The following is a 15292-nucleotide window of genomic DNA, read 5'->3' as shown; positions in this document are numbered from 1 at the left end:
GTATCTTGAAAAACATCCTTATTTATTTTTTATCGGGCTATTTTATTATGTTGGCTTATATGCACATAATTTAGCTGTTTGGTTCGGCGACCGCAAACTCATTGTCGAAGAAACGTTTGTGATGGCGCCTTATTATGATACGCCTGTGTTTTATGCTTATTTAAGTATTTTGCCTGCACTCATCTTATTTATGGTCACTGTTGAAACCACATTTTATGAAGCGTATAAAAAATATTATGGCCGCATTTTAAATGGGTTTCCCCTGCAGGATATTGAAAATGCCAAAAACGAAATGTATCGAGTGTTAAAGCATGAGATTCTGTTTATGTCACAGGTGCAACTATTAGTAGCAGTCGCATTTCTATTTTTAGGTGTACGCTTTCTACCATTTCTCGGAATGACGCAAGATCAAATTGATATATTCATGATTGTTGTGTTAGGAACATGGTTTCTTAGCTTAATCATTACCTTCTTTCTCATCCTGCTTTATTTTGATGAAAAAAAGGCGGCATTTTGGCTCATCGGTTCGTACACAACATTAAGCTTTCTTTTTACCCTGCTTTTTATGGGATTGTTTAATCAATATGGAGGAGGCATGTTTGTTGCAGCGATTATTAGTTTATATCTGGGCTGTCGCATTTTGATCTCTAGATTAAACGAAATTGATTATACAACATTCTGCTCGCAGCCAATTGTTTATAAAGAAAAAATAACGAGGATTGAGCGGCTGTTAAAGAGGTTTGGTAGTCTTGAAGAATAGGAGGATCAGCATGAAAAAACCACCATATTTTAAAACATCACTAGCCGTGATTGCGGTTTTTATCCTTCTTTTGGTGATGAAGAGTTACTCAACAGCTCCTACCAATCAGCAAAATGCTGCTACGAAGCAAAACAGCACGACTACTCAGGTGGAAAAAACTGAGGATTCACTTGTTGAGGATAAGCGTGTGTACGAAGGTCATGATGGCAATAAAGTGAAGCATGTTTATATAACAGTTTTTGATCAAAATCGTGTACCAGATAACGACATTAGTTTTTATGAATTAAATGAATCATATAAAGAATATAGTAATCTAGATGATGGACCAAAGCTGAACATTTTATTTGAAACAGGAACAGATAAAGGGCCTGAAAAGAGTGGTTTTATTGATCTAGGGAAATCGTCTCCCAATGCAAGTATTGAGTTAAGAGGGCGCTCTAGTCGTCTTGAAGCACAGAAATCCTATAAAATCCGCTTAAGTGATAACGGTGGGTTATGGTATGGACAAACTGTATTGAATTTAAATAAACATGCAGATGATGTGACTAGAGTTCGTAATAAATTAGCATTTGACTTTTTTAAAGAAATTCCCGATCTTATCAGCTTGAGAACGGATTTTGTTCAATTACATGTTAAAGATATGACGAATCCAAATGCAGGTGATGAGTTTGTTGATTATGGTCTTTATACACATGTAGAGCAGCTTAATGAAAAAGCACTTGCTGCTCGTGGTCTTAACCCTGATGGACATTTGTATAAAGCAGAGAACTTTGAATTTTATCGTTATCACGACCAACTAAAGCTCTCAGATGATCCAACCTATGATAAAAAAACATTTGAATCTGTGTTGAAAATAAGTGGTAGTGAACAGCATGAGGAATTACTTACGATGCTAGATGATGTAAATGACATGTCAAAGCCGTTTAATGAAGTGTTTTCAAAATACTTTAATGAAGAAAATTATCTCACATGGCTGGCAGTTAATGTGATGTTTGGTAATTATGACACAATGTCTACGAATTACTATTTATACAGTCCACTTAATTCAGAGAAGTGGTATTTTATTCCGTGGGATTTTGATAAAGCACTTGGTCGTGATGCAGAAAGAACAGATGATTTTCCAAGCTGGCATTTAGGGCTTCAACGTTATTGGGGAACGGTACTTCATAAACGTTACTTACGAGATCCACAAAATGTAGAAAAGCTATCGAAGAAGATTGATGAACTTACAGCAATCATCAATGAGGAATCAATGGCTAAAAAGATTGACGAATATCGACCAATCGTTAAGCCTTACACTTTGAGAAATCCAGATCTCAAATATTTAGGAATAGAAGCTTCTGAATTTGATTCCTCATACAACAAGCTAAAAACAGTGGCAACAAGATATCAAGCTTTATACAAAGAATCATTGCAATTCCCAATGCCGATATTTTTACATTACCAAAGGGAGAATAATCAAGATGTGTTCAAATGGGAAACATCTCATGATCTGCAGGAAGATACCTTAACCTATCATCTTCAAATCAGTACTGAGCCAACATTTCAGTCAACGATACTTGATATAAAAGATGTGAAGAAGTTTTCCTATGAAACAGATATCCTCAAGCCTGGTCGATATTATTGGCGTGTATTAGTAAAGGATGAAGAAGGTCATACTCAAATTCCATTTGATTATTATAAAGACAATGCGAGGATTATTCACTGGGGTGTTCAAGAAATTATTGTAGCTAAAGGAGCAAGCTCATGAAGAAGTTCCGTCATGAATTAAAATATTATATTACTGAAAAAGACTACTTGATTCTGCGAAATAAAATAGGTGTAATTTTAAAGCAGGATGATCACTCAATTGATCAACAAGGATATTTAATTAGAAGTCTTTATTTTGATAATATACATGATCATGATTTATTTCAAAAGAACTATGGAATTTTGCGAAGAAAGAAATTCAGGATTCGGATATATAACCATTCTGATGAAGTCATAAAGCTTGAGAAGAAAAGTAGACAGGGAGAATATATTCTTAAAACATCTGTTTCAATTTCAAAAGAGGAATATCTGAAGCTACTAGATTGGGATTATGAATTTTTGAGGGAAAAAGAGCAACCACTTTATAAGGAATTTTATCATTATCTTAATAGTGAATATATGCGACCACGCGTTATTGTTGATTATGTCCGTGAAGCATATATAGGCCACATCAGTAATGTGAGAATTACCTTTGATAAGGAATTAAGTGTTGTTTCAAACTCAATAGACTTATTTAATCTCAACAATAGCTCAACAGAGGTGTTACCGCCTTCACAAATGATTCTTGAAGTGAAATATGATGAATTTTTACCAGAATATATTCGTGCTGTTCTTCAGCTTGGTGCTCATAATCGTTCAGCGATTTCAAAATATGTATTATGCCGTATGAAATCAATCCAATATCACGGTTACTAAAGAGGGGAAACAAATGGGAAATGATGTAACAAATTTCAATGACGTGATAAAAAATAGCTTTCTAAATGAATATATGTTTGGAAACCTAGCAGCACTTGATATTTTACTAGGCTTACTAACAGCTTTTATGGCAGGTTCCTTTATCTACGGTGTGTACAAATTTACGTATAAAGGCGTGCTATATAGTCCTAGCTTTAATATCACACTATTAGTTATGACCATGATCACATCACTTGTGATCATGACGATAAGTACAAATGTCGTTCTTTCACTAGGAATGGTTGGGGCTCTAAGTATTGTGCGCTTTAGAACAGCTATAAAAGATCCGCTTGATGTTGTGTTTATGTTTTGGGCAATTGCAGCAGGAATTTCAAGTGGAGCAGGCTTATATCTCCTCACACTACTAGGAGCTGTGATCATCGGAGCTGTAATCGTTGTATTATCACGCAAAAAACATACAGACACTTTATATTTACTTGTTATTCACTACACAGAGGAAGCAAATGATGAAGTAAAACGTGAATTGCAAAAGCTAGATTATACCCTTAAATCAAAGGTCGTCCGCAAAAATATGATGGAAATAACTGCGGAAATTCGTCTAAAGATTGATAACACTGCATTTATGAATAAATTAGGAGATCTTGATGGTGTACAGGATGTTTCCTTGGTTCAATATAACGGGGATTACGCAGTTTAAATGGGGGTCAGACCCCCATTTTTTTATTCTTGATAAGTTCCGCCAGTACGCATAAAGGCAGGGAAGCGGTGTTTTTCACTTAATTTCAGGCTTTCTTCATCTGTGACAACGGTAAGTACTCGCACTTTACCAATCAATTGCTCTTTTTTAAAATACTTTAGCCAAGTCTTTGCCCACTCACTTTCCTGCAAATCACTGGCCTCAAATCCTTCCCATAACACACCATCAATATAAGGCTTTGAAGCAGTCTTTAGTGTATCAAATCCTCGATTTTGGAGAATTAATAATTCTGGGTATGCTGACTTTAACTCCTCTAGTAAAGACACATAACCTGACCTCATGTTTTGTTGCATTTCTTGATCTTCATGAAAATAGTAGTCAAGATCATCTACCGTATCAAAAAACACCCCATCAAGTCCATTTGCTATCACATAGTTCTCTATCTTCCACCTTAATGCATCACGATAATGTGACTCACGCAAATCCATCACATATGTATCCCATTCTTCAATATAAATTCGTTCACCATTAAGCTCTGCATAATCAGAATCAGCAATATGCTTCTTCAGCTCTTCATTCCAATTTTCAAGCTGCATAAGACTTACATAGCCGAATACTTTAACGTCGGATTCTTTTAAACTAGTAATATCCACTTTAGAAAAGGCGGTTGGCTCCAAAATAACCGCATCAAATTCCTTAAGGTTCTCCACCTTCTGTTCAGTCGGATTTCCATAGAAAATAGAAAAAGATTTAACATCATATAAAGGATCATACCAAAACATATGTAACACCCCTTTCGCTATAAAAAAGATAGATGTAATAGTAAGAAGATATATTATAATTTTTTTGATTGTATTGTCCTCCTCGTCGATGTCTGTCCCTCAGCACGGTAACGTGCTGAGGGACAGACAATCACTTCCCATACATAAGCTAATAAATAGTATACCAAAGTTGTATTCACAATAAGAATTCCTTGCCATAATAGCAAAAACACAGCAAAAAAAATATACCTTTCCCAAAACAGCTAGGAGAGGCATATCATTTCAGACATCAATCTATTAGTTCAAAAGCATCGTAACGAGCGCTGTAAAAACAACTGTCGCAACTGGCATTGATACATATAAGATGGTCTTATTGCGTTTTTTAATTCTTGCAACTTCCTCAGGTGTAATCCATTCATAACTTGACATCAACTAAACTCCCTTTCAACTGATGGTAGCTGGCTGGCTTTGTCTGATCAAACAGAGGCCCCTATAGCTTTGCGTCGTCACCTTTAAGTGATTTTGCCTTTATATATAAATTATCGGAAAAAGACTTTCTCTTTAAATAGGAGGTAAGTCCTATATGTAATGTATGTAACAAAGATCTCCATTAAACAAATACTCAATGGTAGTGCTGGAGAGCTACTGATATTTTTAATTTAGCAATAAAGTTAACAGACCGCTAGCTAAAACCGTTCCTGCAATCACTGTGATATATAATAACGATTTCCTTCTATATTTTAACTGAGCGGTTTCCTCTGGAGTATTCCAATATTTGCTAGACATAACTTGCCCCTTTTTTTGAAACTAACTATATACTCTTTAGTTTATAAAATATGTGACAAATATCACAAATCTAATTCGATATACAAACGAATCGTCCTATAAATCTAACTAATGAATAAACTAACAGTAAAGGTGGTTTAACATATTTGGGAAATCAGGATATAAAGGATTATGTAGTATGGAATTTTCTTGAGTTAATAGGGGATTTTTTGATTTTGTTTGCAGTTGTTTTACTATGTGAATGGTATGCGATGAGAAAAGGATACAACTCGATTGATCGAGCATGGTTAATTACTGTGGGTGTGTTAATGGTGTTGATCTTAGATTGTGAAGAACGTATGGGAAGTATTTGAATTTCCTTTGAGGATTTGTTTCTTGCATGATGGTAACTGGCTGGCTTTGTCATAGACAGAGGCCCCTATAGCTTTGCGTCATCATCTTTAAATGATTATGCCTTTTTTCATCATATTGAAAAGAAACAACGTCAAAATTTATGTATTTATTGCTTGAAAACCCCGTTTAGATAGAGCCTATCTTAAGAAAACATCTTCTTTATTTTGCGTTTTCCTATTTTAATATATAGATTGCGTTCTTGCTCGGCACGGTAGAATTTAATGCCGAATAAACCTAGTGGAGTGTAAACTTCTCTCAACTGTAACAATGGCATTTTATCTTTACCTCCTTTATACCTAAAAATCATACATTTATTGTATAATTTATATGACATATTGTATAGAAAGGCTTTTCTACAAAGTCCGACATTTCTAATGGAGTAAAATGTTCTCAATGTAGAAGAAAGTCGAAACTCATTATACTTAGATAGTATGCATTCGAAATATTACCCCCGTAAATTACTTGATTTCGTTGGGAATAAAGAGAGTAAGCGTTTACTTATTATTTATTGAAAATAAAAAGTATTATCCTTGTCCAACAATCGAACCTAAAGGAATAAGGCCTAGGAGATAAAAAGTTTAAAATAGATTTATTAAATTTCAAAGAATTTAACACAATAAACAGTCCTAAATGTGTTTCAAGCAAACCAGTCAAGATAATGAAGTTGTCAAAGGAATTAACCAACATAGTAATCATCAATCATCATGAATGCAAGCACCCAAACCTGTTTCTTCAATAAAAGGACCTTTAAAAATCAGAACCCTTCTAATAATAGTAAAAGTAAGAATGCAGCAACATAACAATATCTAACCAAGGTTCAAAACAAACTCTCACAAAAATCCCCTAAACAGTTGTATGTTTAAAATCCTCCAACAACGCAAACCCTATCAATAAAAATAGAGGTGAAAACAATGTCATCATCATCACAACCAGGTAGAATAAACGTCATCTTTCATCATGATGATCAAAATCAAAAGCAAACCATTAACTTAACACAACTAACAGCCCTACTAAACACAGATATGATCTTCATTGACGAATTCAAGGAGCCTAAAAAACTCGACAAAAAAATCTGGGCAAGCCATATTAGTGGAACAGACTTACATATTTATCTAAAATGAATTCAAGGCTTCAAGACAAAAAACAGACGGTACCATCACCGTCTGTCCACAAATACAATCTGCATTTTCTTAAATACTAATTCAACAAAACGATAACCCAAGACAAAAACCACAAACAAAGAAGCGCCAGCCATATCATAGCCAACATCCAACAATCGACCACTTCGTGAAAAAAACAACTGTGCAACCTCTGTTGATAAAGCAACTGCAAGGGAAATAATCGCCACGACAAAAACACTTCGCCAAACAGAATAAGCTAATACCCCTAATATGAAAAAGCTTACGATATGTCCAAGCTTCTGACTTACATATGTAGGATCTTGTAAATCGAAATCATTATTCAAAAATTCCCGTACAGGAGGATTCCCATTGAAGTGGAAGATTAAATCCTGCTCTGCTAAAAATAGAGAAAGGTTTTCCGTACAAGTTGCTATAAATAAAAATGCAATATAACTCCAAAAAAAACATATTCTCATAATGTTATCACCTCACCCTAAAATGATGGTCATAACATAGTGTGTTTATTCCACCTGAAAAACGAATCTACGCAAACATTCGTTTAATTGATCTTTTCCAAACCTTCATATAGAGTTTCCCGCTCTGCTGACATTTGAAAATCTTAATCCCGAATAGTCTAAAAGGTGTATAAACTTCTTTTAATTGTAATAACGGCAAGTACATCATCCCCTAATATTCCGAATATTACCATTATTATACCTCGTAATACATGTATAACGAAAGAAAATGTTCTCAACAAAGAACGACAAATTAAGTTGGTATTCAAATTAAAAGCAGTACTTATTACCTATTAGTATTAATTGTAGAGCAAAAAGTTTGCATAATGGTAGAGTTTTATGTCTACCTTTATTTCCCTCTCCTAAAAAAATTGAAAATAAGAGTAAACCTTCCGATAATAAATAGAGAAGAAAGAGCAAAGTTTGTCGAAAGGCAAGGAGGTATAAATATGGAAAATTGGACAACACCAGAAGAGATGGCAAGAAAGAAAGAATTGAAGAAAAAGCTTTACACATACTCATTTCCAATTCTAGCAATCATCATAGGAGCACTAGTAACAATAGCTGCAAATGGATTATAAATGACGAAAAAAGTCGAAAGTTATTTAAATATAGAATTAACTCTATTATATAGGCAATGATAGCACTTACATTTCAGTACTGGTACTATTTACCCTAAAATAAATGTAAAGTAATGAACAAATTCATGCTAAAATTAATAGCAGTTAAAGAAAAAGGCGGATTTCAACCTTTTTTGTAAGAAATTGTAGATATGTACACTATATTTCTTTATAATAAGACAGTCTTACTATATTAATAGATTACACTATATCGGAGGTTATCATGGAAGAAACAATCAGCTTGAAAGAGCTGTTTCTTACATTAAAGAAACGTCTTTCACTCATTATCATCATCACAGCGATCGCAACTGCCACAAGCGGAATCGTTAGTTATTTTGTCCTAACTCCTATTTACCAGTCATCAACACAAATCCTAGTCAACCAATCTAAAAATGATCAGCAAGCAGCATATAACGTAGGAGAAGTACAAACAAACCTACAATTAATTAACACATATAATGTCATCATTAAAAGTCCGGCAATTCTAGATAAAGTCATCGAAAAGGAAAATCTTGAAATATCTGCAGGAGCTTTAAATGGATTAGTTACAGTAGGAAGTGAGCAAAACTCACAAGTAGTGAACATCACAGTCCAAAATGAAGATCCACAAAAAGCAGCAGCAATTGCAAATTCAATTGCAACAACGTTTAAAGAAGAAATCTCAACAATCATGAATGTCGATAACGTAAGTATTCTGACACAAGCTCAATTAGGTGAAAATCCATCACCTATTAAACCACAACCAGCATTAAATATGGTAATTGCCTTAGTTGTAGGATTAATGGCAGGAGTTGGATTAGCATTTTTACTTGAATACTTAGATAACACAATTAAGAACGAACAAGATATCGAAAATCAACTTGGTCTTCCAGTATTAGGTGCAATTACGACAATTAATATGGAAGGCGAAATGAAAGAACAAAACAGTAAAACTACACTTCCAAGAACGCGAGGTGAGTCTGTTGGCTCGTAAAGATCGTAAACAATTATTTCAATTACAAAACAGAAGCTTAATCTCAATGACAAGCCCAAAGTCACCGATTGCAGAACAGTTCCGTACAATTCGTACAAATATCCAATTCTCAAGTATTGATGAAGAACTTCAAACAATCATTGTTACTTCATCAGGTCCAGCTGAAGGAAAATCAACAACAACAGCAAACTTGGCTGTCGTTTTTGCACAACAAGGTAAACGAGTATTACTAATCGATTCAGATTTACGTAAACCAACTGTTCATTATACTTTCCGTACAGAAAATCATGTTGGGTTATCTAATGTATTAACTAGACAAGCAACATTAGGAGAAGCTGTACATGTAACATCTCAAGACAAGCTATGGGTACTATCAAGTGGACCAATTCCACCAAATCCTTCTGAATTACTAGGATCAAAAGGGATGAAAGCTTTGTTAGAGCAAGCAAAAGATGAATATGACATTATCATTCTTGATACACCACCAGTGCTCGCAGTAACTGATGCACAGGTATTATCAAATGCAGCAGATGGTGTTGTACTTGTTGTAAGTAGTGGAAAAACAGAAATCGATTCTGCGAAAAAGGCGAAGGAACTTCTAGAAAGCGCAAAGGCTAAGATATTAGGAGTTGTGTTAAATAACAAAAAGGTGCAAGACAGTCAGTATTATTACTACTACGGGGGAAAATAGTCATATTTCGACAAAATACCCCTCTTTTCTTTGGTTTTCTACTATGATACGCTAAAGTACGCAAGTTGTTATAGGGAAATAGCATTAAGTATTAGTGGGTTTTTTCCAGAAGAGAATGGGTATTTTGTTGTAATTATATTTTTGTAAGATAAAGATTGCAATGCAATAGTCTCAGATTATCACTTCAAAAGAAATAAGCTTCTTTGTAGCACGGTTAAACTTATTATTTAGTCATCTAAAGAGAAAACTGACACTAACTGTATCCTCATAACAGAACTACCTCATTTCTGATGTCATTTAACTCGTTTATTATGAAGAACATATTTATATCATGACTTATTGATAGTAAGAAGTACTGGTCGTAGTTTGTAATGAATATTCAATTTTGCAGTAAGGTATATGTAACCTTCTACTATAAATACATGAAAGGAGCTTGAAATAATGAACCGTTTCGAAGATCTACCAAAGTCCATCAAAAAAACGATCCGTTACCTGTATCAAGATGCACCACTAGAAAGATTAATAGAAATCCAAAAGATGCTAAACAATGTAATAGAAAAGAGACTGCAGGAAAGCAAAATGAAAACGAAAATAGATGTCTAATTAAAGAGCACAAACTATCGTGTTTTTTCATTAGATATTTATTTTGCACAAATTTATGTGAAAAGAAGGGATTCTAATGAGTTATTCAAAGAGGGTATCAATGCTCGTAGGGTTGGATTCGCTTATTGTTCTATTCTCCATTTATATAGGTTATTTTATTTTAAATCCTTATGTTAATTTTTACTCCCTATCAATGCTCACAATTAGCTCGATTACATTGCTGATCAGTCATCATGTATTCGCGTCAATTTACCGTTTATATCATAAAGCATGGGAGTATGCGAGTGTTGGTGAGTTAGTCGCAATTGTTAAGGCAATCTCTTATTCTATCGCATTAGCTGCAGCTGTTCAGTTAGTCGTTAACGGCCATATCTATGTCCGTGTGTTATTTATCACATGGTTATTACATATGTGCCTTATTGGTGGATCACGCTTTTCATGGAGAATTGTACGAGATCGCTTTATTAAATCACAAGCTGAAACAAAAAACGCACTTATTATTGGAGCTGGCTCAGCAGGAACAATGCTTGTGCGTCAATTATTAAAAAACAACGATAGCGGCTTAACACCAGTAGCATTTGTTGATGATGATGAATCGAAACGAAAGCTTCAAATATATGGAGTAACTGTACTTGGCACAACAGAAGATATTCCAGCAATCGTTGAAAATAAACAAATTGACCATATTATTATTGCGATTCCATCTTTAAGTAAATCAGAAATTCAAAAGATTTATCAGCAATGTAGCAAAACAAAAGCAAAAACAAAGATTATGCCAATGATTGAGGATATTGTAACTGGTAAGGTTGCTGTTAACCAATTCCGTGATGTACAGGTTGAAGATTTGTTGGGTCGTGATCCTGTTGAATTAGATTTAGAAAGCATTGCTAAAAAAGTAACGGGAAAAACAATTTTAGTAACAGGTGCTGGAGGTTCAATAGGTTCAGAGATTTGTAGACAAATTTGTAAATTTAAGCCTAAGAAGCTTTTATTATTAGGTCATGGTGAAAACTCAATTTATGCGATTGATATGGAAATCAGAAATCGATATCAGGAAGAAATTGAGATACTTCCTGTTATTGCTGATATTCAAGATCGTCATCGAATTTTCGATGTTATGGACGAGCATAAGCCTGATGTTGTGTATCATGCTGCAGCACATAAGCATGTGCCATTAATGGAATATAATCCAAAAGAAGCAGTAAAGAATAATGTACTTGGAACAAAGAATGTCGCAGAAGCAGCAGATACATTTGGTGTTGGTACATTTGTTCTTGTTTCATCTGATAAAGCAGTAAACCCAACAAATGTGATGGGCTCAACAAAGCGTATTGCAGAGATGGTTATTCAACAGTTAGATAAATCAAGTAATACAAGATTTGTAGCGGTTCGATTTGGGAATGTTCTTGGAAGTCGTGGTAGTGTTATTCCACTATTTAAGAAACAAATTCAAAACGGTGGACCTGTGACGGTTACACACCCTGATATGACAAGGTACTTTATGACGATTCCTGAGGCATCAAGACTTGTGATGCAAGCAGGAGCACTTGCTCGTGGTGGTGAGATTTTTGTGTTAGATATGGGTGAACCGGTGAAGATTGTTGATTTAGCGAAAAATCTGATTCGTTTATCTGGTTATACAGAGGATGAGATCGGAATTAGATATGCTGGAATTCGACCTGGCGAGAAGATGTATGAAGAACTTCTTGGTGAGAATGAGGTTCATAGTGAAGAAGTGTTTCCTAAGATCTTTATTGGGAAAACAGTGGAATTTGAGTATGGGAAAGTAAGTACATTAATTGAAAATCATGACACATATGATAATCGTTATATAAGAGAATATGTACTTGGATTAGCGAATAAGAAAGAAGAATTGCTAGTAAAAAATGCTAATTAATTTGAGGTGAAGGACATGCAAAAGGTAAGAAAAGCGATTATACCTGCAGCAGGGCTAGGAACAAGATTTTTACCAGCAACAAAAGCACAGCCTAAGGAAATGTTACCAATAGTAGATAAGCCAACGATACAGTATATTATAGAAGAAGCTGTTGCATCAGGAATTGAAGATATCATCATTGTGACAGGTAGAGGGAAAAGAGCAATTGAAGATCATTTTGATAAATCTTATGAATTAGAAGAGACACTAGCGAAAAAAGGTAAGTTTGAGCAGCTTGAAGAAATTCAGGGAATTTCTAAATTAGCTAATATACATTATATTCGTCAAAAAGAACCATTAGGATTAGGCCATGCGATAGCATGTGCAAGTCGTTTTATTGGGAATGAACCATTTGCTGTGTTACTTGGTGATGATATTGTTCATTGCCCTGAAAATCCTTGCTTGAAGCAGTTGATTGATACGTTTGAAGAGCATGATTGTTCTGTTATTGGTGTACAGCAAGTACCAGAGCAGGATGTTTCGAAGTATGGTGTTGTTTCAATTGATAAGAACAATAACAATGGAAATGTGTTTGCAGTAAATGATCTTGTAGAGAAACCAAGCATTAGTGAAGCTCCTTCAAATTATGCGATTATGGGACGTTATGTATTAACACCAGGAATATTTGATATTTTAGAAAATCAAGCACCTGGTGCAGGTGGAGAGATTCAGTTAACTGATGCGATTAAAGAGCTAAATGTGCAACAGCATGTAATGGCTTGTGATTTTGTAGGGAAACGTTATGATGTTGGTGATAAGTTTGGGTTTATTAAGGCGACTCTTGAATTTGCGTTGGGTAGAGAAGATTTGAAGAGTGATGTATTAGAATATTTGAAGAGTGTTGTGGAGAAAGAGGAAGTTAAGCAGTAAAACCTTTTTTAGAGGGAAATATAAGGTTTTTTAGCTAGTGTTGGTGTCAAGCTACAGCGCCTAGACCTAGACCCTCGAGGTCTGATCAAGGCAATTGCACTTTTCTCAATAGGTGATGCCTCCTTTACCTTTATCATCGGAGGCACTCGGCTGTTCTGTGGGTTTTTTGGGGCCTTAGACACTTTGTTGTCAGTGGGATGGTGTGAGGTTGGGTTTGATGCCCGATTTTTTAAAATTGCACTAAATCTAATAATAGAGATTTATTGGGTAATTTTAAGTTTTAAATTGATCTCGTAGTCTATACAGATTTTATATTGTGTGGTGGTAGAGATGCATATTAGATTTAATATGTTTTTTAGTAATAAAGGGTTAACTCCAGTTGAATTATTAGGTGTTATGTTTATTTTAGGGATAATAGCTACTATTGCCGTTCCTTTATTTTTGGGTATATAGAAAATACTAAGGAAGATGTTTGTCATGTTAATAGGACCAAATTGGAGAAGAGTTATGAGGCTAATCTTACATTAACTGATATTGATCACTCATCAGAGGTGTTATAGGGTATGTTCGTCAATATGGGGTTGAAATTTACCTAGATAATAGGATTTTGAGTTTTATTGATGGGATGATTCGTTGTAGTGAACATCTTAGTGGAGTTAGTGATGAGGATAATGAAGAGGGAGCTGTGCCGTTTTTATGATGGGATAACATAATTTAGAATGGATTAAATGTGAGTGAGAGTATACTAACATGGGGTTGTCAGGAGTATTTGACATTTAATCCGTACTTTTAATGTTATATTGTTGGTTGAATGGTAAGGTGGAACTGACTACATGCCTTGTGACATAAGGACTTCGAGTGTTTTTAGTGCTTTTTAAGGTTTGATTGAATGGTAGCTTAATAGGTAGAAACACGGTTGAAGTTAGAGTAAAAATGAAAAAGTTTCGTGATTGAATGTTGTTTATTGAATAGATATTACGAGGTGGATATCGATTATAGATTAAGTTTAGTAGGTTAGTAGTTGGTTGGAATGGGTTCTAGTTAAGTACTAACAAACTAAATTTACTTTCAAGGAGTGTAACGGAGATGTACATGAAAGTTAAAAGGTTAATAGATATTGTTCTTTCATTGATAGGGTTGATTGCACTGTCCCCTATTTTTTTAATTCTTATTGTAGGAATTAAATTAGATTCAAAAGGTCCTATTCTTTTCAAGCAAAGGCGTGTTGGAATTAACAAAAAACATTTTAATATTTTGAAATTCCGTACGATGAGAATTGATACTCCTAAGGACACACCAACGCACCTATTAGATAACCCAGGACAATATATTACTAAAATGGGAAAGTTCTTGAGAAAAACCTCATTAGATGAACTACCTCAGATCTGGAATATATTTGTTGGGCAGATGAGTATAATTGGGCCGAGGCCAGCCTTGTGGAATCAATATGATCTTATTACTGAGCGTGATAAGTACGGTGCAAATGACGTTCCACCAGGCCTAACGGGATGGGCACAGATTAATGGTAGGGATGAGCTTCCAATAGAGGTTAAGGCAAAGTTAGATGGAGATTATGTTAAGAAGATAGGCTTATGGATGGACATAAAGTGTTTCTTTGGAACTATCATTAGTGTTGTAAAGAGTGATGGAGTTGTAGAAGGTGGTACTGGAGTTTGTGCAAAGGAACTTAATAGTAACGAGGATACCACTACAAAATAGGTAGTATGTGAGGATGAATGAACGTGAAAAAAAAGATATTAATTTTATCAAATCATTTCATAACGTTATATAATTTTAGAAAAGAGTTAATTAAAAAACTCGTTGGGGATGGTCACGAGGTATTTATTTCGATGCCGAAAGCTGAAGAGAATAATTTCTTTGTTAACATTGGGTGTAAGGTTATAGAAACTCCTGTAGACCGAAGGGGAATAAACCCAATCATTGATTTTTGTTTAATTTTAAAGTATATAAAAGTAATGAAGGAGCTAAAACCAGATATTATTTTCTCTTATACAATTAAACCTAATATTTATGGTAGCATAGCTTCAAATCTAACTAAATATAAACAGGTGAGTAATATTACAGGAACAGGTGGAACTTTTTTAAGTGAAAATGTTGTAA

The 15292-nt window shown here is 34.5% G+C and carries 20 protein-coding genes and 2 riboswitches; of the genes, 15 read left to right on the top strand and 5 right to left on the bottom strand.

Going from position 1 to position 15292, the window contains the following annotated elements:
• From pelG to FS935_RS22755, 4 genes are all read left to right on the top strand, one after another.
• Window positions 1–760: exopolysaccharide Pel transporter PelG (pelG, locus tag FS935_RS22770; protein WP_158638696.1), on the top strand; the 760-nt coding region annotated here is incomplete at its 5' end.
• A gap of 10 nt (window positions 761–770) precedes the next feature.
• Complete coding sequence (locus tag FS935_RS22765) at window positions 771–2510, top strand: CotH kinase family protein (protein ID WP_146950895.1); 1740 nt, start codon at window positions 771–773, stop codon at window positions 2508–2510.
• Window positions 2507–3205: a polyphosphate polymerase domain-containing protein gene (locus tag FS935_RS22760; protein WP_146950894.1), complete on the top strand. Its 699-nt coding sequence runs from the start codon at window positions 2507–2509 to the stop codon at window positions 3203–3205. Before FS935_RS22765 ends, FS935_RS22760 begins: the two co-directional genes overlap by 4 nt.
• Window positions 3206–3218: 13 nt before the next feature.
• Complete coding sequence (locus tag FS935_RS22755) at window positions 3219–3902, top strand: DUF4956 domain-containing protein (RefSeq protein ID WP_146950893.1); 684 nt, start codon at window positions 3219–3221, stop codon at window positions 3900–3902.
• Window positions 3903–3925: 23 nt separating this feature from the next.
• On the opposite strand, the gene FS935_RS22750 is transcribed toward FS935_RS22755, so the two are convergent.
• From FS935_RS22750 to FS935_RS24350, 3 genes are all read right to left on the bottom strand, one after another.
• Window positions 3926–4684: an endo alpha-1,4 polygalactosaminidase gene (locus FS935_RS22750; RefSeq protein ID WP_146950892.1), complete on the bottom strand. Its 759-nt coding sequence runs from the start codon at window positions 4682–4684 to the stop codon at window positions 3926–3928.
• A 276-nt stretch (window positions 4685–4960) separates the two neighbouring features.
• On the bottom strand, window positions 4961–5092 hold the full coding sequence (locus tag FS935_RS24355) for a hypothetical protein (protein ID WP_275669650.1): 132 nt from the start codon (window positions 5090–5092) through the stop codon (window positions 4961–4963).
• Between the two features lie 21 nt (window positions 5093–5113).
• Window positions 5114–5200, bottom strand: a riboswitch (cyclic di-GMP riboswitch).
• Between the two features lie 117 nt (window positions 5201–5317).
• On the bottom strand, window positions 5318–5449 hold the full coding sequence (locus tag FS935_RS24350) for a hypothetical protein (protein ID WP_275669649.1): 132 nt from the start codon (window positions 5447–5449) through the stop codon (window positions 5318–5320).
• 146 nt (window positions 5450–5595) lie between these two features.
• Here FS935_RS24350 and FS935_RS22745 point away from each other — a divergent pair, with 146 nt between their 5' ends.
• Window positions 5596–5802, top strand: a complete 207-nt coding sequence (locus FS935_RS22745) for a hypothetical protein (RefSeq protein ID WP_146950891.1) — start codon at window positions 5596–5598, stop codon at window positions 5800–5802.
• Window positions 5803–5830: 28 nt separating this feature from the next.
• Window positions 5831–5914: riboswitch (cyclic di-GMP riboswitch) on the bottom strand.
• 70 nt (window positions 5915–5984) lie between these two features.
• Here FS935_RS22745 and FS935_RS24345 read toward each other — a convergent pair.
• The gene (locus FS935_RS24345; RefSeq protein ID WP_275669648.1) at window positions 5985–6116 is read right to left on the bottom strand and encodes a hypothetical protein; all 132 of its coding nucleotides are present in this window, start codon (window positions 6114–6116) and stop codon (window positions 5985–5987) included.
• Window positions 6117–6753: 637 nt separating this feature from the next.
• Between FS935_RS24345 and FS935_RS22740 the strand changes: the two genes are divergently transcribed.
• On the top strand, window positions 6754–6963 hold the full coding sequence (locus FS935_RS22740) for a hypothetical protein (RefSeq protein ID WP_146950890.1): 210 nt from the start codon (window positions 6754–6756) through the stop codon (window positions 6961–6963).
• A gap of 35 nt (window positions 6964–6998) precedes the next feature.
• Here FS935_RS22740 and FS935_RS22735 read toward each other — a convergent pair whose 3' ends face one another.
• Entirely contained in the window at window positions 6999–7439 is a 441-nt protein-coding gene (locus tag FS935_RS22735; RefSeq protein WP_146950889.1) for a VanZ family protein, read from the bottom strand.
• A gap of 488 nt (window positions 7440–7927) precedes the next feature.
• Here FS935_RS22735 and FS935_RS24340 point away from each other — a divergent pair, with 488 nt between their 5' ends.
• The 9 genes from FS935_RS24340 to FS935_RS22705 all read left to right on the top strand — a co-directional run.
• Window positions 7928–8059: a hypothetical protein gene (locus FS935_RS24340; RefSeq protein WP_275669647.1), complete on the top strand. Its 132-nt coding sequence runs from the start codon at window positions 7928–7930 to the stop codon at window positions 8057–8059.
• Between the two features lie 262 nt (window positions 8060–8321).
• Window positions 8322–9071, top strand: coding sequence for a YveK family protein (locus FS935_RS22730; RefSeq protein WP_146950888.1), 750 nt, complete (start codon window positions 8322–8324; stop codon window positions 9069–9071).
• Window positions 9061–9762: a CpsD/CapB family tyrosine-protein kinase gene (locus FS935_RS22725; RefSeq protein ID WP_275669646.1), complete on the top strand. Its 702-nt coding sequence runs from the start codon at window positions 9061–9063 to the stop codon at window positions 9760–9762. The genes FS935_RS22730 and FS935_RS22725 overlap by 11 nt, the downstream gene beginning before the upstream one ends.
• A gap of 441 nt (window positions 9763–10203) precedes the next feature.
• A complete protein-coding gene (locus FS935_RS23715) occupies window positions 10204–10365 on the top strand; it encodes a hypothetical protein (RefSeq protein ID WP_168714503.1) in 162 nt (53 codons plus the stop codon).
• A gap of 76 nt (window positions 10366–10441) precedes the next feature.
• Window positions 10442–12262, top strand: a complete 1821-nt coding sequence (locus FS935_RS22720) for a polysaccharide biosynthesis protein (protein WP_146950887.1) — start codon at window positions 10442–10444, stop codon at window positions 12260–12262.
• Window positions 12263–12277: 15 nt separating this feature from the next.
• A complete protein-coding gene (gene galU, locus FS935_RS22715) occupies window positions 12278–13171 on the top strand; it encodes a UTP--glucose-1-phosphate uridylyltransferase GalU (protein ID WP_146950886.1) in 894 nt (297 codons plus the stop codon).
• A gap of 330 nt (window positions 13172–13501) precedes the next feature.
• The gene (locus FS935_RS24335) at window positions 13502–13624 is read left to right on the top strand and encodes a hypothetical protein (RefSeq protein ID WP_275669645.1); all 123 of its coding nucleotides are present in this window, start codon (window positions 13502–13504) and stop codon (window positions 13622–13624) included.
• 633 nt (window positions 13625–14257) lie between these two features.
• Entirely contained in the window at window positions 14258–14890 is a 633-nt protein-coding gene (locus FS935_RS22710) for a sugar transferase (RefSeq protein WP_146950885.1), read from the top strand.
• A gap of 23 nt (window positions 14891–14913) precedes the next feature.
• Window positions 14914–15292: glycosyltransferase (locus tag FS935_RS22705; protein ID WP_146950884.1), on the top strand; the 379-nt coding region annotated here is incomplete at its 3' end.

This window comes from Metabacillus litoralis, from assembly GCF_007994985.1.
Classification (GTDB): Bacteria; Bacillota; Bacilli; order Bacillales; family Bacillaceae; genus Metabacillus; species Metabacillus litoralis.
The sequence above is the reverse complement of the archived record's forward strand: the minus strand, read 5'-3'. Positions and strand labels throughout refer to the sequence as shown.